This window comes from Methanothermobacter tenebrarum (assembly GCF_023167465.1).
GTDB lineage: Archaea > Methanobacteriota > Methanobacteria > Methanobacteriales > DSM-23052 > Methanothermobacter_A > Methanothermobacter_A tenebrarum.
Window position 1 is genome coordinate 1,112,501 of sequence record NZ_AP025698.1, and the last position, 16,962, is coordinate 1,129,462.

17 protein-coding genes and 1 pseudogene are annotated in these 16,962 nt (G+C 42.2%); 6 read left to right on the forward strand and 12 right to left on the reverse strand.

The genetic code is table 11. The features are described 5' to 3' along the window. Positions 1 to 92: 92 nt before the first annotated feature. Together MTTB_RS06290 and MTTB_RS06295 are read right to left on the reverse strand one after the other, a co-directional pair. The gene (locus tag MTTB_RS06290; RefSeq protein WP_248564160.1) at positions 93 to 2,024 is read right to left on the reverse strand and encodes a MutS-related protein; all 1,932 of its coding nucleotides are present in this window, start codon (positions 2,022 to 2,024) and stop codon (positions 93 to 95) included. Between the two features lie 12 nt (positions 2,025 to 2,036). After that, positions 2,037 to 3,329, reverse strand: coding sequence for a response regulator (locus MTTB_RS06295; RefSeq protein ID WP_248564161.1), 1,293 nt, complete (start codon positions 3,327 to 3,329; stop codon positions 2,037 to 2,039). Between the two features lie 64 nt (positions 3,330 to 3,393). On the opposite strand from MTTB_RS06295, the gene tmk reads away from it, so the two are divergent. Further along, the gene (tmk, locus tag MTTB_RS06300) at positions 3,394 to 3,969 is read left to right on the forward strand and encodes a dTMP kinase (protein WP_248564162.1); all 576 of its coding nucleotides are present in this window, start codon (positions 3,394 to 3,396) and stop codon (positions 3,967 to 3,969) included. 3 nt (positions 3,970 to 3,972) lie between these two features. On the opposite strand, the gene MTTB_RS06305 is transcribed toward tmk, so the two are convergent. The 5 genes from MTTB_RS06305 to MTTB_RS06325 are packed head-to-tail and all read right to left on the reverse strand — an operon-like array spanning position 3,973 to position 10,360. Further along, positions 3,973 to 4,167: a hypothetical protein gene (locus MTTB_RS06305; protein ID WP_248564163.1), complete on the reverse strand. Its 195-nt coding sequence runs from the start codon at positions 4,165 to 4,167 to the stop codon at positions 3,973 to 3,975. 8 nt (positions 4,168 to 4,175) lie between these two features. Then, positions 4,176 to 5,135 (reverse strand): tyrosine--tRNA ligase, encoded by a 960-nt coding sequence (locus MTTB_RS06310; RefSeq protein ID WP_248564164.1) that lies wholly within the window; start codon positions 5,133 to 5,135, stop codon positions 4,176 to 4,178. A gap of 5 nt (positions 5,136 to 5,140) precedes the next feature. After that, complete coding sequence (locus MTTB_RS06315) at positions 5,141 to 6,187, reverse strand: 60S ribosomal export protein NMD3 (protein WP_248564165.1); 1,047 nt, start codon at positions 6,185 to 6,187, stop codon at positions 5,141 to 5,143. 14 nt (positions 6,188 to 6,201) lie between these two features. Then, positions 6,202 to 6,609, reverse strand: a complete 408-nt coding sequence (locus MTTB_RS06320) for a translation initiation factor IF-2 subunit beta (RefSeq protein ID WP_248565304.1) — start codon at positions 6,607 to 6,609, stop codon at positions 6,202 to 6,204. A gap of 25 nt (positions 6,610 to 6,634) precedes the next feature. Next, a complete protein-coding gene (locus tag MTTB_RS06325; RefSeq protein ID WP_428343378.1) occupies positions 6,635 to 10,360 on the reverse strand; it encodes an LAGLIDADG family homing endonuclease in 3,726 nt (1,241 codons plus the stop codon). Between the two features lie 86 nt (positions 10,361 to 10,446). Here MTTB_RS06325 and MTTB_RS06330 point away from each other — a divergent pair, with 86 nt between their 5' ends. Beyond that, positions 10,447 to 10,875, forward strand: a complete 429-nt coding sequence (locus MTTB_RS06330) for a hypothetical protein (RefSeq protein ID WP_248564167.1) — start codon at positions 10,447 to 10,449, stop codon at positions 10,873 to 10,875. Here the strand turns inward: MTTB_RS06330 and MTTB_RS06335 are convergent. From MTTB_RS06335 to MTTB_RS06345, 3 genes are all read right to left on the reverse strand, one after another. Further along, on the reverse strand, positions 10,872 to 11,480 hold the full coding sequence (locus MTTB_RS06335; RefSeq protein WP_248564168.1) for an RlmE family RNA methyltransferase: 609 nt from the start codon (positions 11,478 to 11,480) through the stop codon (positions 10,872 to 10,874). The genes MTTB_RS06330 and MTTB_RS06335 overlap by 4 nt on opposite strands. A gap of 6 nt (positions 11,481 to 11,486) precedes the next feature. Further along, positions 11,487 to 11,993, reverse strand: coding sequence for a metallophosphoesterase (locus MTTB_RS06340; protein WP_248564169.1), 507 nt, complete (start codon positions 11,991 to 11,993; stop codon positions 11,487 to 11,489). A gap of 77 nt (positions 11,994 to 12,070) precedes the next feature. After that, positions 12,071 to 12,430: a DUF5518 domain-containing protein gene (locus MTTB_RS06345; protein ID WP_248564170.1), complete on the reverse strand. Its 360-nt coding sequence runs from the start codon at positions 12,428 to 12,430 to the stop codon at positions 12,071 to 12,073. Positions 12,431 to 12,526: 96 nt separating this feature from the next. Here MTTB_RS06345 and MTTB_RS06350 point away from each other — a divergent pair. The 3 genes and pseudogenes from MTTB_RS06350 to MTTB_RS06360 form a co-directional block, all read left to right on the forward strand. Continuing rightward, positions 12,527 to 13,642 (forward strand): annotated as a pseudogene (locus tag MTTB_RS06350) (Coenzyme F420 hydrogenase/dehydrogenase, beta subunit C-terminal domain); the annotation flags it as partial. A 36-nt stretch (positions 13,643 to 13,678) separates the two neighbouring features. Further along, positions 13,679 to 14,200: a beta-class carbonic anhydrase gene (locus MTTB_RS06355; RefSeq protein WP_248564172.1), complete on the forward strand. Its 522-nt coding sequence runs from the start codon at positions 13,679 to 13,681 to the stop codon at positions 14,198 to 14,200. A 195-nt stretch (positions 14,201 to 14,395) separates the two neighbouring features. After that, entirely contained in the window at positions 14,396 to 14,737 is a 342-nt protein-coding gene (locus MTTB_RS06360) for a hypothetical protein (RefSeq protein WP_248564173.1), read from the forward strand. Between the two features lie 84 nt (positions 14,738 to 14,821). On the opposite strand, the gene MTTB_RS06365 is transcribed toward MTTB_RS06360, so the two are convergent. Together MTTB_RS06365 and MTTB_RS06370 are read right to left on the reverse strand one after the other, a co-directional pair. Continuing rightward, positions 14,822 to 15,478 (reverse strand): cysteine peptidase family C39 domain-containing protein, encoded by a 657-nt coding sequence (locus tag MTTB_RS06365; protein ID WP_248564174.1) that lies wholly within the window; start codon positions 15,476 to 15,478, stop codon positions 14,822 to 14,824. Then, the gene (locus MTTB_RS06370) at positions 15,472 to 15,804 is read right to left on the reverse strand and encodes a DUF2085 domain-containing protein (RefSeq protein ID WP_248564175.1); all 333 of its coding nucleotides are present in this window, start codon (positions 15,802 to 15,804) and stop codon (positions 15,472 to 15,474) included. The genes MTTB_RS06365 and MTTB_RS06370 overlap by 7 nt, the downstream gene beginning before the upstream one ends. Before the next feature lie 131 nt (positions 15,805 to 15,935). Here MTTB_RS06370 and MTTB_RS06375 point away from each other — a divergent pair, with 131 nt between their 5' ends. Further along, complete coding sequence (locus tag MTTB_RS06375; RefSeq protein ID WP_248564176.1) at positions 15,936 to 16,958, forward strand: hypothetical protein; 1,023 nt, start codon at positions 15,936 to 15,938, stop codon at positions 16,956 to 16,958. Positions 16,959 to 16,962: the final 4 nt, after the last annotated feature.

A 16,962-nucleotide genomic window follows, 5' to 3' on the forward strand; every position in this document is an offset into this window, starting at 1 on the left:
AGACTGCCTGCTTCGAGGGTTGCTCGGGGAGAGGGATGAGAATATCCTGGCTGTGAACTTTGTAGAGTTAGTATGCAGGCAACAATAAAATTTTATTTTTTGAATTTTTCGAGTATTTTTGCGTAGATTTTTTTTGTTTTACCATTGGATTTTTGGTAGAGCATTTTGACTATTAGTTCTGGTGTGCTTTTGGCTAGGTAGTTCATTTTGGGTGTTCTGTTGACTATCAGGTTGTAGTTTTCGTCGAGTCCTTTGGCCTCTATGCCGTCTATTCTCACGTTTACTTCTTCTGTTATTTCCCTGGCCATGTGGGTTACTATGACCGCGTAGGATTCCGAGTTTTTTATAAGTTCTATGAAGGTTGATAGTATTTTCACGGCGGCTTCTAGTTCTGTTATGGCTTCGATTTCGTCTAGTAGTATTAGTTTTTGTTTTTTGCTTATTATGGTGTTTGTGAATCTTCGTAGGAATGATTCGAATTCTCCTGCGTCTAGTGTTTTTTCTTTTGAGTATAGGTGTATTTCGTCGAATATTTTTATCTGGGCTTCTTTCACTGGTACTGGGAGTCCCATCTGTGCCAGTATTATTATCTGTGCTATTGTTTCTATTAGGGTTGTTTTGCCTCCGCTGTTGGCGCCTGTGAGTAGGCTGATGTTTTCTTGGTTGTCTAGTTGGTAGTCTATTCTTTGGATGTTTTCTTTGTCTTCTTTGGGGATTAGGTTTAGGTGTAGTGCTCCCTTGAGTTTTATTTTGTCTGTTATTTGTGGTTTTTCTAGTTTGTATTTGGCTGCGAAGCAGCCTAGTGCGAGTTTGTAATCGAATTCTAGGATTTCTTTTATTTCCTCTTCTAGTCGTGGTTTGAGTTTGGAGAGTTTTTCCGCGGCTTCTACTCTTTTTTCGAATGTTTTGATGATCTCCTCGGAGAATTTCATCTCCTCCGCCCTTTTCAGCTCTTTTTCGTCTATTTTGAGCGGATAGGATTTTATATATGGGTTGAAGTCGATCCCCGTCTCCTCTTTAAGTTTTTCCTTGGCTTCTCTCATGACTTTTTCAAATATTCTATCTATCTTGTTTGTTGTGCCCTCGTCGAGGAGCCTTAGGATCTCATCCCCCTTGAGGTCTATCCTTTTGATGAGTTTTTCCAGTTTTTCATCGGCTTCTGATTTTGTTGTGTTGACGATCTTGTTGATATCCTGGGTTGTCTCAGATTCCTCTAATTCTCCCAGGATGTTCATTACCTCATCTAGGACCGTCTCCCAGCCCAGCAACCTTCCAAGTGCTAATAGGCTTCTGAGAAGTTTCCTGTTTTCCTTAAAATAATCTAGGATCGTTTCAGGTACTATCTGGTGTTTTTCGGCGCCTGCATGGACCATGATTATATTGTGCGCTCCTTCAACCTCGAACAGCCCCTCTGAATAGACATAGATTATAAGCTCATATTCCCTTAATTCTATCGGGTTAGGGTTTATGAGTATCGGATGATACCTGTTAAGGCCCATTTCTATGAGTCTCTCATATTCTTCTTCATCTTCTGTTAGAATGGCCACCCCCTGGTTGAATTTTGGTTTTGGCTCATCTGGGGTTTTTATATTCTTGAGTAGTCTTCTGATTTTTTCTATGGGGAGTCTCTGGATCGTCTCCTTGGAATCCATCACCATCTGTATATGTTCTTTTATCCACTTAGGATCTTTCCTAGGATGTAAAAGGAGTATACGGTTACGTGAGTATTGGGTGTTAGCATATGGGAGTATCCTATTGATTATATCCTCGTATAATCTTCTGGCCCCCTCTCCCTTCAAAAACTGTGGTATTGGATCCCCAAGTAGATTGTTTATGACCTCGATAGCCTTTCCCTGACTGATACCATCTACTCTGGCTAGACGATCCACTTCCCTATTCTCAACTAGCCTTGTAAGTTCTTCCTCGCCTCCAAGTTCCCCGAGGATCTTGTCGGCTAACTTATCCCCTATACCCTTTATCTTTTTAAGATCTTCCCGTCCAAAAATAGTATTTGACATTGCCATGGGATCGAAGTTCTATTTAAGCTCTTCCAGGACCTCTGATACTATCTTCAAGAATTTTTGGATGATTATCCTATTCTTTTCCTCGTCCTGTTTCCTTTTTATGGCGATTGAATATAAGTCCGCTAATCTTTCCACTATCTCAAGATCCTTCTTTTCATAGTCACCATCCTTGTTTGCAAGGGCTATTATACCCACAAGCTCCTCCTGTAATAGGGCCGGGACTATGAGGAGGTTTTCAATTTTCACATGACCCTCAGGCAGGCTAATATTATCCTCCTGGGGGTTATTGGATAATATCGGTTTCCTGTTTTCCATGATACGATCACATAAGCTTCCCATTTTGGCTTCTTCCTCCAGTTGGCATTCCTCTAATGTATCCTCTGGTATGATACACTCCTTTAACCTCCCACTTTCAACGGCTCCTATGATACAAAATTGGCTGTCTGTAAGTTTCCTAGCATATTCTATAACATTATCAGATATCTTCTCGAGTGATATGGGTTCCAGAAGCTTCTTGGCAAGATTTGCTAATGCCCTGTTTATCCTGTTCTCCCTTTCAAGGGCCAGTTCATATTCTTTAAGTGAAGTGATGTCCCTGAGTATCCCGGTTATCCCAATAATTTCACCATTAGAATCTCTCAAGGGTGAAAGCGACACCATAAAATATAATCTTTCACCATCCTTTTCCCATTCCCAATTGTATATCCTTGATTCGCCCTCTAATACCATCCGGTTTTGTTCATGGTGTATTTCACCAGCAGCTCCGAAAACTTCCCTGGGGGTTTTCCCCACCATCTCCTCCTCAGCCAAACCATAATCTTGTATTTGACCCGATACCATAGTGTATTTTTCATCAGCATCTAGAGTGAATAGGACATCATTTAATGATCTTATAATCGCACGGTAAAGTTCCTCGCTCTCCCTCAATTTTTTCTCCATTTTATCCTTATAGAGTGCTATCTCGATTACACTCTGAAGTTCCCTATCCTCGAAGGGTTTTATAATGTAACCGAATGGTTCTGTCACCTTCGCCCTCTCAAGGGTCTTGCTATCAGAATAAGCCGTTATATAAATGATGGGGATTCCAAGTCGTCTCCTGATCTCCTCGGCCGCTTCTATACCATCCACTTCACCCTTGAGGACGATATCCATGAGCACAACATCTGGTCTTGTTTTATCGGCTAATTCAATAGCCTTCTTACCTGTAGTTACAGTAGCGGTAACCTCATATCCTAACATCTCCAGGCGCTGCCTTATATCCATAGCAACTATGTTCTCATCTTCCACTATCATTACCCTTGCCATGATCCAAACCTCAAACTTTTATCCTATCATATTATTTATATCCCACCATTATATATTGGATTCAATGTATATTTGTATCGAAGGAATAGACGGAGCCGGTAAAACAACACAATGCAAACTCTTAAAAGACTGGTTTGATAAGAACGGGTACAGGGCAGAGCTTATCAGAGAACCTACCCAGTCACCCATCGGGAGGCTCATAAGGAGAATATTAAATGAACCAAGCCTCCCAACCGATGACCAGCAAAAGATACTCGGCCTATTATTCGCAGCTGACAGACTCCTCCTAAAGGATAAAATCAAAAAGGCAAAAAATGAAAAAACCATCATAATAAGCGACAGATGCTTTTACTCTAGCATAGCATACCAGGAACCAGAAGATTGGATCAGGGAAATAAACAAATTCGCCATAAAACCGGATATCGTTATAATACTTGACATCACCCCCGAGGATGCCCAGGAAAGATTTGAAGGCCTTGAAAGGTTCGAGGAGAAATCATTCCTTGAAAGGGTTAGGAGGAAATATCTCAGAATAGCGGAAGAAAAAAAGTTCCCAGTAGTGGATGCTAACAGGGGGATCAACATCATACAAGAGGATATAAGGAGGATAATAGCACCCTACCTTGGCATTTGCCGATAATAATCATCTTCCCTCTAATTCCTTTATGCGCTCGTTAAGATACTTTACAATCTCATCCTTAACCTTTTCAAGCTCCTCCAATTCCCCTTGCAGGACCGGCCCCTGGTCTGTCTGGACCAACTCCACATCATACTTTTCCATAATCTTTATAACCATGCTAGTTGTTATCCCAGGTGGCAATCTCATCTCATATAACATTATAACACCTACTCAAGGTATGCCCTGGCGGGTTCAAAAATCTTTATCAAATATTCACTAACAGCATTTTTAAGGTCAAGTGGGTGTAATCTCCCGCTAAGGTATTCCCTTATGAGTCCTTCACGGTCAAGTTCAAAGTCCCCTCCAAACTTCTCAGGCCTCTTTATCAGCATCTTACCATATCTTGGTAATATAAGGTACTCTGCCATCTCTATTATAGGGTTGCCCTTTATCTCCTTCATTGGACAATAACTTTTTTCCACCTTCTCCCTGATAACCTCTGGGGGGTCGTCAATTGCTATGAAATTCCCCTTACTAGATGACATTTTCTCCCCACCATCTGTCCCATGGAGTAAGGGTGTGTGCATACATACCGGTGCATTGTAGCCAAGCCTTGGAAGGTTCTCCCTTGCAAGCATATGTATTTTCCTCTGCTCCATACCACCCAATGCAAGATCCACTCCTAGGAATATCATGTCAATAACTTGCATCAGAGGGTATATGACCTCAGCGACCTTAGGATTTTCAGCTTCCCTTGTTATCTGCGCCATGCTCCTCTTAGCCCTTGCCAGTGTCGTTATAAGTGATAGCTCATAGAGTTTATGGGTGTACTCCCCAGTAGTCTGGAAAGTTGAACCTAATATGAACTCCGTATCATCTGATAGGCCCAGGGCCTTGAAACATCTTTTATTGTATTCTGCCATCTCTTCTATTTTCTCCATGGACCCCTTACCATTAAGGTGAGCATGATAATCTGCCAGGAGCACCTTTACCTTGAATCCTATCCTTTGAAGGTCTAGGAGTTTCATCACTGTGATGGCATGGCCTACGTGTATCTTCCCCGATGGTTCATAGCCGATATATGCGACTGGCTCCTTCTTTTTTTGGAGTGTTTCCCTGAGTTCTTCTTCTGTGATAACTTCTATGGTGCCCTTTTTCGCAATTTTTATCCTTTCTTCGATATTCACTCCCATCACCATAGGATGTAGGTTTTATTGTCTATTTGGATTACTGATACCTGGTCACCAATCTTTAAATTTTCCATGCCAGGTTTGAGTTTGAGGTCTATTGGCTCATAGCTTATAGGATCAAGTATTTGTATCCTACCAGGGGATATTGCTGTGACGGTTGTCTCCTTTATATCCTCTGGTGTCGCTATTCTCTCTATATTCTGGTATTCACGCCAGAGTGTAGTGGACATTTCTCGCCTGTCAAGATCATAGAATAGTATACCATGGGAGTCCATGGCCTTTATAACCCCAATGTGGCCTTTGTAGGATATGAAGTCTCCTTTTTTGAATTTGGGTAGTTTGAATGAAATCCATATCCTGTAGATGTTTTTGCCGGTGGATTTGTCCCTCCCCATGAGCCTGGGAGACTCCTTCACAATCCCCCCGAATTCCTCTCGGAGGGCTGCTACAACCCGCTTAGCCGCCTTATATGATCCTATATAATAATCTACACCCTCTCTTTGCCGGGTTGTCCTTGCAAGGTATGCTAGTTTGTCTTTTTCCCATAATCTCTGGAGGATCTTGTTTATCACCTGTTCCGCCTTTTCTATCTCCCCTGATCCTAGGCTTCTCTCATCTGCTCTTAATTGTATGACCGCCTCATAATATCCTGATTTGTATTTACTACAATATGGGCATACCCTCTTTTTTAATCTTACCTCCGTATAGAAATCCTGTGTTATCCTCTCCCCCAGGACCTTCGCCTCCCCCCTTACTAGGCAGGAGCTTATGGTCCCCCTTTTCTGGATTATTTCAAGATCTACTATGGTATCCTCCACACTCCTGCTAATATTGTTTTCGAGGGCGCGGTATATTATCTCATCCTCTGGGACGCCCCTCCCAGTCCATTTACCATTGATTAGTTGTGCGTTGCAGTGCGCGCAGACTTCAACTTCTATCCTCTCAGGAACCTCCAAAAGCTTATACTCTTTGAGGAAACATTCCCTGCATAATCCCTTGAAGAGTTGGATGTTGGAGCGCCCACAGTTTATGCAAAAATTCCCACCCATATAAAACTCCTAACCTAGACTGGCTTTAAAGGGGCCTTAGCACCGCAGGCCTCACACTTTAGGAGGGATATGCGACCTTCTTTTATTATGCGAGTATCTGGACGGTTACATTCTGGGCATAATACGAACTTTTTCACATAATCTTCTATCCTCTCATTTATAAGGAAATGGGTGAATTTCCCCTGGAGGATAGCCCTTTTACCCTCGATGTTTCCTGCTGTTCCAAGTTCCCTCAGTAGGTATCTTAGAAGGTGTTGTGGGTCCCTGTTTAATTTGGCCGCTATATCCTTGAAGTTTTGGATGAGTGTCCTGTTACCCTGGATGACAGAGTAAGCTTTGGGGGTGGTGAAACGTTTAGTTTCTAGGACCTCTGGTGGTAATTGTTCTATGGCCCTATCTAGTAATTTTTCATAATCTTGCAAAGTTATCATACCTCCTCCTCTTTTTTTAGACTATCTTTACATAGCCTCTCTGGGGTTCGAATATTACCCCCTTTTCTTGTAAAAATCTTAAGAGTTCTTCTACCTTTTCTTCACTTATATTATATCTGTCTAACATTTCTGATTTAAGGATGTTAGTGGGTGCTTTTCCCCCATATTCTTCTTCAAGTTCTTTTATTAATTCTATTAGTATGTTGAATTTGTCTCTTTCCGATTTTGGTGTTCGGCCTTCTACTTTATCAATGTCGATTTTGCCTGTTTCTGGGTCGTAGCCTACCTGTTTGAGGCATGATTTCGCCAGTCTTATAGCCCTTTTAGCATCCTCTGCTTCGACCTTATTTTTGAGTTTTACCCTGGCGCTTGCCTCTGCTAATCTTATTATGGCTTCTAGTTGCCGTGCTGTTATTGGTACTGGTGAGTCTTCGTCTGTTGCGCTGCTCCTCATTGAAACATAGAATTCTTCGAGTACTTTCATCGCCTCGTCTGTTAGTTTGGGGTGAATATTCTTTCTCGCATATGCTATATATTTTCTTAGTAGTTCTGGTTCGATTTCTATGGGTAATGTATCCTCCTTGTGGGTTTTGAGGATGTGCCTTGCAAGTTCTCTGTCTCTTTCTTCGTGTGGTTTGTCCTCTATGACGAATATTAAATCGAACCTTGAGAGTATGGTTGATGGGAGGTCTATCTGCTCTGCTATGGACTTGTAAGTGTCGAATCGGCCGAATTTTGGGTTGGCGGCTGCTAGTACTGCGCAACGGGAATTTAGGGTTGCCATGATACCTGCCTTGGCTATACTTATGGTTTGCTGCTCAAGTGCCTCGTGTATAGCGGAACGATCCTCCTCACGCATCTTATCCAATTCATCAACACAGACAATTCCACGATCTCCCAGGACCAATGCACCAGCTTCAAGGGACCATCCCCCAAGTTCGTCCCGAACCGCCGCGGCTGTGTTATGAACCACTATCCCATTTGCTATGAAACTATGGGATTCTTTGACCGTTAGATCATAAACATGATCATACGGTGAATCGATGACCTCAACCCTCTTTATCTTTTCAAATAGGATGTCAGAATAAGCCAAGCTTTCTAAATATTGAAGCTTTTCTCTAATAATTTCCTCCCGAGCTTTCAACTCCCTTAAGATTCGAACAAAGGATTTGCGCACCCTCTTATCTTTTATTCTTCTTGTAAATTGAACAAGAGTATTGAAAGGTATGCTCTTATCTGAGCTTTTCCCTAACATTGACTTGAGCTTATCAGGCAACTCTATTTTAACATTTTCAATCGAAGCTTTTGATTTTAAGTTTCTGATAATCCTCTGGAGTGATTTTCTTGAAATAGCACCATCTTCTTCAACTAGATTTCCAAAATCATGGGCTTCTTTAACACTTACCCCATAAAAACTTATTATCTCTTCTATGGTTTCCCCAATCCCGGGGATTATATCCATGATCGTATTACTCTCCCCACCTTGTAATCCCCGGAGTTTATTCTTTTTCCTCAGATCTTCAAATCCAATAAACTTGGCGAACTTTCCAATACCCTCCCCGGAAATTCGGATAAGATAATCACCTATAACCTCCCTCCTCTTTAGATGGGCTATTATCCCAAATCTTAGAAGTGCAAGTTGGAGTTTACGGGCCAATTTTTCACTTTTAGTATAAAATTCGATGGAAGATGGGCCATCATCTCTTATGATCCCACCGGAATCGAATAATCCCCTGATAAATGCTGCAAGTTCTTTATTTGGAAGAGAAAATATAACTTCACTAATATCGAATCCTCCAGATTCTGGGATGCCAAGTCTGCTCAAAATGTGTGCAATAATCTTCGAATTGAAACTGATACCTAGTGTACTCTCCCTTGACTCGATCCCGAAAAGCTCTTTGACAAGAGATTTGAACCTTCTTCTAAGTTCTCTATTAGTATTTGAGAACCTTATAGAATAAACCCCATCAGATGTGACTCTAATATCCCCATCCCCAACTATCAAACCTACAAAGTACAAAAACCTCTCATTTAAGTACTTAGGAAGCTTTATTGGACGCTCCTGAGATTGTGAAAATCCTTGAATTTCATCATGTAACCTTTCCAGACTATAATTGGCTTTCTCAGCAAGCTTTAAAAGCATCTTCAAATTCATAGTATTCCTATAATGATCGTCTCCATTAAATCCAAGCTCCCCGGCGGATTCTCTAATACCCTCCCCCATTTTAATCTCCTTGGAAAGTTTCCCTATTAGAGATTCTACCCCATAAACTACAACATCATCCAAGTCCTCGATAAGTTCCAATGTTAAAACTCTTCGCCCCCCATACTCTAATCTTCTTGTTGTCGCCACATGGTCGCCTTCTCCAAGTCTCTTAGCTTCCCCCCACCTTAATTCTCCCTCCTCAAAACTTAAAACCTTCGTTTCTGGTGTTAGAGTCAACTCCTTCCCAGTTTCTGTTGTTATTTTAACCAGTTTCTCCGGAGCCCTAAGCCTCCAAACCTTATCAGAAACCCTCGAAGATACTCTTGTTGGATTAATAGTCTGAACCCTAATAGGTTTTTCAAGCTTTGAAACATAAACCCCCATCTTATATTTGATAGGTTCAGTGAGGTTCTTGTCAACAAAATCTCCAATCTCCAATGCCCCTTCCTCTGTAAAGATTAGACTCTCAGGAGCCACACACAAACCAACACCAGTGGTGCCCTTACCACTGGTATATATGCCCCTAGGGGCCAGCTTTGAAACATATTTAAGCATCTGGGATTTTCCAATACCAGGATCCCCAACAATAAGAATGTGTATATCACCACGTAATCTTGTTTTATCATCCAATTCCTTCCCGGTTCCCCCGAACAATTGGAGGGCAATAGCCTCCTTGATTTCACGGTATCCATAGATTGATGGGACTGTGGATCTCACTATCCTCTCATAAATGTTAGGGTCCACTGCAAGTTCCTTGATCTTTTTCTCGTCCTCGGCTGTTATCTGCAATTCTTCAAATTCTTGTTCGAGAAATTCCGCATAATTTCCATATATGAAATTCTTGAAACGTTTCGCCCTATCATCCCTTATTGTTCTGAGGATACCCGTGACCCTCACAACATCCCCAGGTGTTAAGGTATCCACAAGGTCATCCTCTAAGACTATGGTTATCTGTCTGGGTTGTTCACCACCCGAAAGATTCTCCAGGGGCTCCTGTAACTTTAAAGTTTGAGTGTCAAGGAATTGAGAATCCTCCTGTAATAGTCTGAATGAACGGCCCCTACACTCCGGGCAGAAGGAAGGTTCGGCTAAAATGTTACTGGATTGGGGCACCTCCTGTTGGTGTCCGCAGCTTCTACATTCAAAAACAGCCCTTAATATCCTCGGACGTATTTCATCAACCTTCCTTACTATACCGTCAACTGCAACTAGCTTACCTATAAATTTACTCCTCAAATCCCTCAATGGGATAATATTAGTGATATTCTTGAATCTTATGTTAAGATCCGCGTCCACTCCCACAGGGTTTATGTTCTGGATGGCCCTCTGCGCCGTTCTTATTATAGTGTCAGGTTTCTCTATTAGAAGATCCGCAAGATCCGGGTCGAAGATTTCCAGGTCCCTATAGTCTATTTCAACGGATCTCACATTGGGGTATTTCTCCAGGACCTCGAATATCCTATCCTTATATTCTTTCGTGGAAAAGAATTCTTCAAATTTAACAGTGGGTGTTTTTGTTTTCTCTACTACCTTCATCATAAAAATATATTATTATCGTTTTATAAAAATCTTTACAGACCATAAAATTTCAGTGGATACAAGGATGCACTGGAGGTGATTCAATGAAAAGGTCAAGGCTAAGATTGTTCAAGTTCACTTCAATGACCATCTCGGTTTTTGGAGTGTTAATGATCATTGCAACGGTCATAGTCCTAGCATACATTGGAATTGAGAGAATATCCTCAACAATATCCACGAATGTTGATAAAGGATCATTATATGATGAGTACGCCCAATTACAAAAAGAATACCAGGATCTGGAAATCGACTACGATTCAACAAAAAAGACAATCTATGAATCAGGTAACAAAGACCTTATGGAAAAATACATTAACGCAGAGATAAAACTCGTGGAGGCTAAATCGGCCCTCGATGATGTTCAAAGCGCCCTTTCCACCAACAAACCAATACCAGAGATCAAGAATAGATTACAGACAGCAAAGTTAAAATTAAAAGAAGCCAGAGATAGTCTGGCCAGTCTAAAATCCTAACCCTTGAATCCCTTACAGACAATATACATCTCGGGGCTGCCTTTCCTAGAAGAAGCCGGTTTCGTGCTTTTAACCTTCCTAAAGGAACTCCTCAATTTCCTTAACAATTCATTGAAACCAGGCCCCTGGAAAACCTTAACAAGGAGATTACCATCCTTCTTAAGGAATCTCCCAGCAACCTTTATAACACTTTCAACAAGTTCCAATGACCTTAACTGGTCAATATCCTTTATACCCGAAAGTGAAGGAGAAGCATCAGATATTATAACATCAGCTTTCCCGCCTAGAAGCTCACCTATCTTCTCCTGCACCTTCACATCTGTAAAATCACCCCTTATAGTATGGAAATTATCCACCGGGAAAGGCCTAATAGGCTTAATATCCACGGCAATGACAAGCCCATCACCACCCACCCTCTCAAGGGCCACCTGTGACCAGCCACCAGGAGCAGCCCCAAGATCGACAACCTTATCACCATCCCCTATAATATGAAACCTATTATCAAGTTGCAAAAGCTTATACGACGCCCTAGACCTATACTTCTCCTTCTTAGCACTCTTATAATAATAATCCCTTCTCCTTTCAAGATACCATCTTCTACCCAAAGCCAATCACCTTATTCTACAAATCGGTGAACCCACCCTCACAACCTCTGCTTCAACCCTACCATCAGAGATTTCAACCAACATGACGCTAGGATAAGCCAACCGTGGCACAGTAGGACTCCCAGGATTCAAGAGCAGTATACCATCAACCTCCTTAATAAACGGCTGGTGAGTATGCCCCGAAATAAGAACATCAACACCCATCTCCAGGGCAATATACTTAAGCTGCTGAGTATCCCCACGAGGATAAACCTCACCATGATTCAAACCTACAACCAGACCATTTATTTCTAAAATCTCATCCCTTGGAAGTTCAAGACCATAATAACGGTCCATGTTACCCTGAACACACCTTACAGGGGCTAAACTATTGAATTCCTCCTTAACGTCCAATGAGGTTAAATCCCCAGCATGGAGTATCATATCCACGCCACTGAAAACCTCAAAAACCCTATCAGGGATGACAGGCACCCTATCAGGTATATGAGTATCAGAGACAACACCAACAAGCATACTGACCACGCAAACCTTTATCCAAAAACCCACCATTTGAGGGATCATCTCAAAATCGTGTGCTGGGGCCAGAATCCCTAGTCCCCTGCCAGGAAACCGCCTATAGCCCCCCCAATCCCCATGAATATCATCGAAACTAAAAGTAGGACTATTACCACTGCGATACCACTGAAAAGTCCTATGAAAAAACCGAATATTCCGCCGATGAGAGCGCCGAAAATGCTTAAAAGTATGGTTAATATTATACCACCAAACGCACCAGCCACCGTAGCATTCCAGAAACCTCCAAGGGCACCCTCCTTCACCATTAAACCCACTACAAAACCTGCTAGGAACAATCCCAGGACAGAAGCGCCCCCTGGCATGAAAGACCTTAGGATGATTGGAAAGACAATAGAAAGTATGAAACCTACAAATACAGGACCCCACTTCACCATACTAATAATTGTAAATACTATCTTACTATTTAACTTTATCGGCGGGAAGTCCCATTTGTGAGGAGGGGGATGAAAACGTCCATGTAACCCCCTCTTGGACGGGTTGTGACCTCACTGCTAAAATTCCTGCTTGAAGAAGGAATTGTAGACGCGATTCTCGCCGTTAAGAAGGGTTCAGATCTCTACGATGCCGTTCCAACCTTGATAACAGATCCGGATAAGGTCATAGAAACTGCAGGTTCACTCCACTGTGGTACACTCAACATTGCAAAGGTCATCACACGTTACCTTAAGAGTGCAAGGGACATGAAGATAGCAGTCACAACAAAGCCATGCGATGCCATGACAATAGTTGAGCTTGCCAAGAGGGGTAAAATAGACAGGGACAACGTAATAATGGTGGGTGTTAACTGTGGAGGAACACTTCCACCTGTAAAGACAAGGCAGATGATAGAAGAAGTATATGAAATGGACCCTGACGACGTTATCAAGGAGGAAATAGCAAAGGGTAAATTGATAATTGAAACATCAGACGCTGAAAAGGCTATCAGTGTTGATGAAGTAGAAGAAATGGGTTACGGTAGAAGGACCAACTGCAGAAGATGTGAGAAGAACATACCAAGAATGGCTGACCTTGCACTTGGTAACTGGGGTGTTATAGGACCCTTGGCCGGCAAGGCAACCTTCGTGGAAGTAACATCTGAAAAGGGTACTGAAGTCCTTGAAAAGGCAATAAACGCAGGAGTAATTCACGTAGAGGATCCAATACCCAAAGGTATTGAAATACGTGAAAAAATCGACCAGGCAATGGTTAACCTTGCAACCAAGTGGCAGAAAAAGGACTTCAGTGAAGAAACCGGTGCTGAAATCCTCATGAACCTTGATAAGTACATGGATGATCTGAACCGTTGCATCAAGTGCTACAGCTGCAGAGAAGCATGCCCAATCTGTTACTGTGAAGAGTGTTCACTTGAAACAAAGACCCCTGAATGGCTTGAAAAGGGTAAACTTCCACCATCCCCTGTTTTCCACCTCGAGAGAATGATGCACATGGTGGATTCATGTACCAACTGTGGCCAGTGCGAGGAACTCTGCCCGGCAGAGATACCCCTTGCGAAGATATGGCATGAAATAAACATCAGAGTACAGAACATCTTTGGCTATAAGACAGGGTTTGAAACAGGTCAGGAACCTCCACTGACCCATAAATAAAAAACCCATCCTATTTTAATTTTTTAAGGTGATCCAATGATCATAGATCAAGTACTGGAAAAAAACCAGGAATTCTTAAGGGATTTTAAAAGCGAAGACCTCAGCCACAGGCCAGCCAAAAAACTCGCCATCGTAACCTGTATGGACACAAGATTAACTGACTTTCTTGAACCTGCAATGGGCCTTGAAAGAGGCGACGCCAAGATCATAAAGAATGCCGGAAACCGTATAACAGATGATGCACTTAGGTCACTCGTAGTTGCAGTGCACTCCCTTGGCGCAGAGGAGATCATGGTTATAGGGCATACCGATTGTGGAATGGCAAATGTTAACTTCGAAAAACTCAGGAAAGCCATGGAAGAAAATGGAGTCCCCCGAGATTTTATTGAAGAACTTGGACTGGAAGACTGGATCATGGCAATTGAGGATGAAGAAAAAAATGTTATTGAAGGTGTCAAGACCATCAAAAAATTCAGGGCAATCCCTGATGATATACCGGTCCATGGACTGATAATTGATATCAGAACAGGGAAATTGAAAGTTCTTCACCGCGACTGATGATCCAATTTTTTGTCTCATTTTCCAAAGTTAATTATCAACTCTTCCATATCAAATAGGATTACACCGCCAGTGCTTATTAACTAGGATTTTCATATATTCATTGATGAAGGAGTGGACCAATCGAATAAAGAGAAAAAGATACTTCTTGTGATATGTTTTGTACTGGTTGCAGCTTTAGGTTTAACTTCCGGGATGTTGATAAAGCTGGTCACAGAACCCAGAAATGAGAATGTTATATATACATCAAAAGAAGTGAAACCACCCGAGGATGCCCAGATCCCTGAGTGGCACAAGGTTGCAACCTTCACGGGATCCGGTGATGACTACGAATGTTTCACTATCAGGGGCAGTAAGTTCCTAGTGATCATGTCCGCCACACCAATAATCAACTATGACATAAATATCATGACCGTTGATGTTCTCAAGGATGGTTCAGGAATAGCAACTGACACCATAGACTGGGGACCGACCGAGTCTCCAAAGAGCAAAACCAGAAGGATAGAGTCTCAAATGGGCCAGGAACATACTGTATAAGAGTGTATTCAACAGAGCTTGAAAGCTGGAAGGTTACAATATGGGACTACTATTAATATATTCCAGGAAGCCATCCAAATAAGATCATTGGATGTGGATTCTTATATTCTGGTAGATTTCATCGAATATCTCGGGGCTGACATATTCTATCCCACTTGATGGGTCTAAAAATATCATAAAACCATCCGGGGTCATCCCAGCATATACTGTGAAATGACCATTGGACCCTGGTATCACAACATATTTTTTGGTATGGTTTTCATCATAGCATGGATATCCTATGTCAAGACTGCCATCATCTATTACTATTATATCATATTTTCCTGGGGGGCCTTTCTGTATACTAGCATTGTATCCAAAATGTTCAGCGACTTTAATGAGTTGGCGGGCAGTATAACCCCTGGGGTCGTTACCGAGATAATCCACTATCATCTTCTCGGTTAAGTTAGCGCCTTTCTTGTTTATGAGTGCTGTTGCAAGGGAGGCCGGTCCACAAGTATAATCTGTCGTCTGGTAGACTATGGTATAACCGTTTATGGTCTCCCTCTTATCGTATGGTTCTTGGCTGACTTCAGGGCTTATCATAGCCCCTATCATGACTAGGAATATTATGCCAAGGCAACAGCCCCCTAACACAGACAATATAACATTTGCAGATCCTTTGCGGAGTTTTTTCCCGCAGTTTCTGCAGAAATTGGCTTCTCTCCTATTGTATGCTCCGCATCTTGGACATTTCAACATACCCACCACGTTAATATGTAAAATTTTAGGGCTTTTGTCAAGATCCCGAGGCCTAAGCCTGCGAGGAGTCCTGTTAAGAGTCTCAGTAGGTTGTTACTTTCCCTTAAACCTAACAGTTGCGTGAACCCATCAAGTATCATTGGGGTTGTTATTAGGATCGCCATGACAACTAGGTTTAGAGTGTATTTTATGGGTGTGAAATATGCTATTAAAAAATAGGAGAACGCTCCAATGTATACACCAGTACATCTTGAACAAACCGGGAAATAACGACCTCTTATCGAGAACGTCCTATCAGGTCTCCTATGACAAATCCAAAATCTCATTATACCCCCACACAGAGAGATTATAGAAGGTCAGTATTTTATACTTTGCCTTTTATAATCTGGTTAGGATAACTTTTATAATCTGGTTAGGATAATAATATAACAAGAATGTCCCTATGGGGGGGATAATATTGGGAGACAATTTGAGGGTTTCTTCCTCAATCCTGGATTTGGCAGAGGGTGCATGTGGTATATGTCACAGGGTCCTCGAGGAACTTTCAAACCATGGTATAATAGGGGAGTCAAATGAATGTTTTGAGGGTGTGGACGCTAGACTAGTTAATAGCATGGGGGAAACCATAGGGGATGGTAGAGATATAACCTGGGCCCCGGCCATACTCCGGGCAGAGATAGACGCTGATATCATCCCAGAGGATACAGCAGGAGACATAGAGGGTGTCCTGACGAAGAAGGCCGATCTTAGGAGAGTGGCTGGGATGTCAGGTTATGGGAGGGTTGTGACATCCGCGGGTCTGATAATATCCCATATCTGGGAAAATGGCGGGTACGTGGAGGTTAAAAGGGATGGTATAGGTGTCAGGGCGATATTCTATGACAAGGATGGTGATGAGATCTCAAATTCCGTCACAGGATTCTGTCCAGTCTGTGCGATAAACATATCAGCTGGGAGAGTCCCCAGTATAAGGCGTAAAATAGCAGAGCAATTAAAAGGATCCAAGAACACAGGCCAGATAAAATATGAAAGGGGCATCCTAAATAGGATCAGGTGGAAAAACAGGAGAATATACACCGACCTAATCGAAGATGATAAGATTATAGGTAGGAACTGGGGCTGTTGCATAGCATATTCCACTGTAAGGGCTGAGATAGCGGCTGGATTAGGGAGTAAAAAATGGAATAGGATATTTAAACACTACTGCGATCAATGCCCCCTCAAACATTGTTGGATAGGGAAGGCCATGGGGGCCCTGGGGAACAAAGTACTCCACAGGATGAAAAACGTTAACGTAAGAGAGATTGTGAGAATGGAAGATTATATAACAGTAGATATTATGGATGATAACAAGAGGGTAGGTTATGGTATAGGGACCCTCTGTTCATTGAGCGCCTCTGTGAACGCTCTTATGAGATCAGATGCCATCAAAATCTTGAAACCAACACCCGCTGAAGGATTCCCATACAAAGAAGGGTGAAAGA

Bases quoted from the DNA above. Each gene is read 5' to 3' on its own strand.
- MTTB_RS06290 (WP_248564160.1), bottom strand. From the start codon at position 2,024: ATGGCAATGTCAAATACTATTTTTGGACGGGAAGATCTTAAAAAGATA.
- MTTB_RS06295 (WP_248564161.1), bottom strand. From the start codon at position 3,329: ATGGCAAGGGTAATGATAGTGGAAGATGAGAACATAGTTGCTATGGAT.
- tmk (WP_248564162.1), top strand. From the start codon at position 3,394: ATGTATATTTGTATCGAAGGAATAGACGGAGCCGGTAAAACAACACAA.
- MTTB_RS06305 (WP_248564163.1), bottom strand. From the start codon at position 4,167: ATGTTATATGAGATGAGATTGCCACCTGGGATAACAACTAGCATGGTT.
- MTTB_RS06315 (WP_248564165.1), bottom strand. From the start codon at position 6,187: ATGGGTGGGAATTTTTGCATAAACTGTGGGCGCTCCAACATCCAACTC.
- MTTB_RS06325 (WP_428343378.1), bottom strand. From the start codon at position 10,360: ATGAAGGTAGTAGAGAAAACAAAAACACCCACTGTTAAATTTGAAGAA.
- MTTB_RS06330 (WP_248564167.1), top strand. From the start codon at position 10,447: ATGAAAAGGTCAAGGCTAAGATTGTTCAAGTTCACTTCAATGACCATC.
- MTTB_RS06340 (WP_248564169.1), bottom strand. From the start codon at position 11,993: ATGCTTGTTGGTGTTGTCTCTGATACTCATATACCTGATAGGGTGCCT.
- MTTB_RS06345 (WP_248564170.1), bottom strand. From the start codon at position 12,430: ATGGTGAAGTGGGGTCCTGTATTTGTAGGTTTCATACTTTCTATTGTC.
- MTTB_RS06355 (WP_248564172.1), top strand. From the start codon at position 13,679: ATGATCATAGATCAAGTACTGGAAAAAAACCAGGAATTCTTAAGGGAT.
- MTTB_RS06360 (WP_248564173.1), top strand. From the start codon at position 14,396: ATGTTGATAAAGCTGGTCACAGAACCCAGAAATGAGAATGTTATATAT.
- MTTB_RS06365 (WP_248564174.1), bottom strand. From the start codon at position 15,478: ATGTTGAAATGTCCAAGATGCGGAGCATACAATAGGAGAGAAGCCAAT.
- MTTB_RS06370 (WP_248564175.1), bottom strand. From the start codon at position 15,804: ATGAGATTTTGGATTTGTCATAGGAGACCTGATAGGACGTTCTCGATA.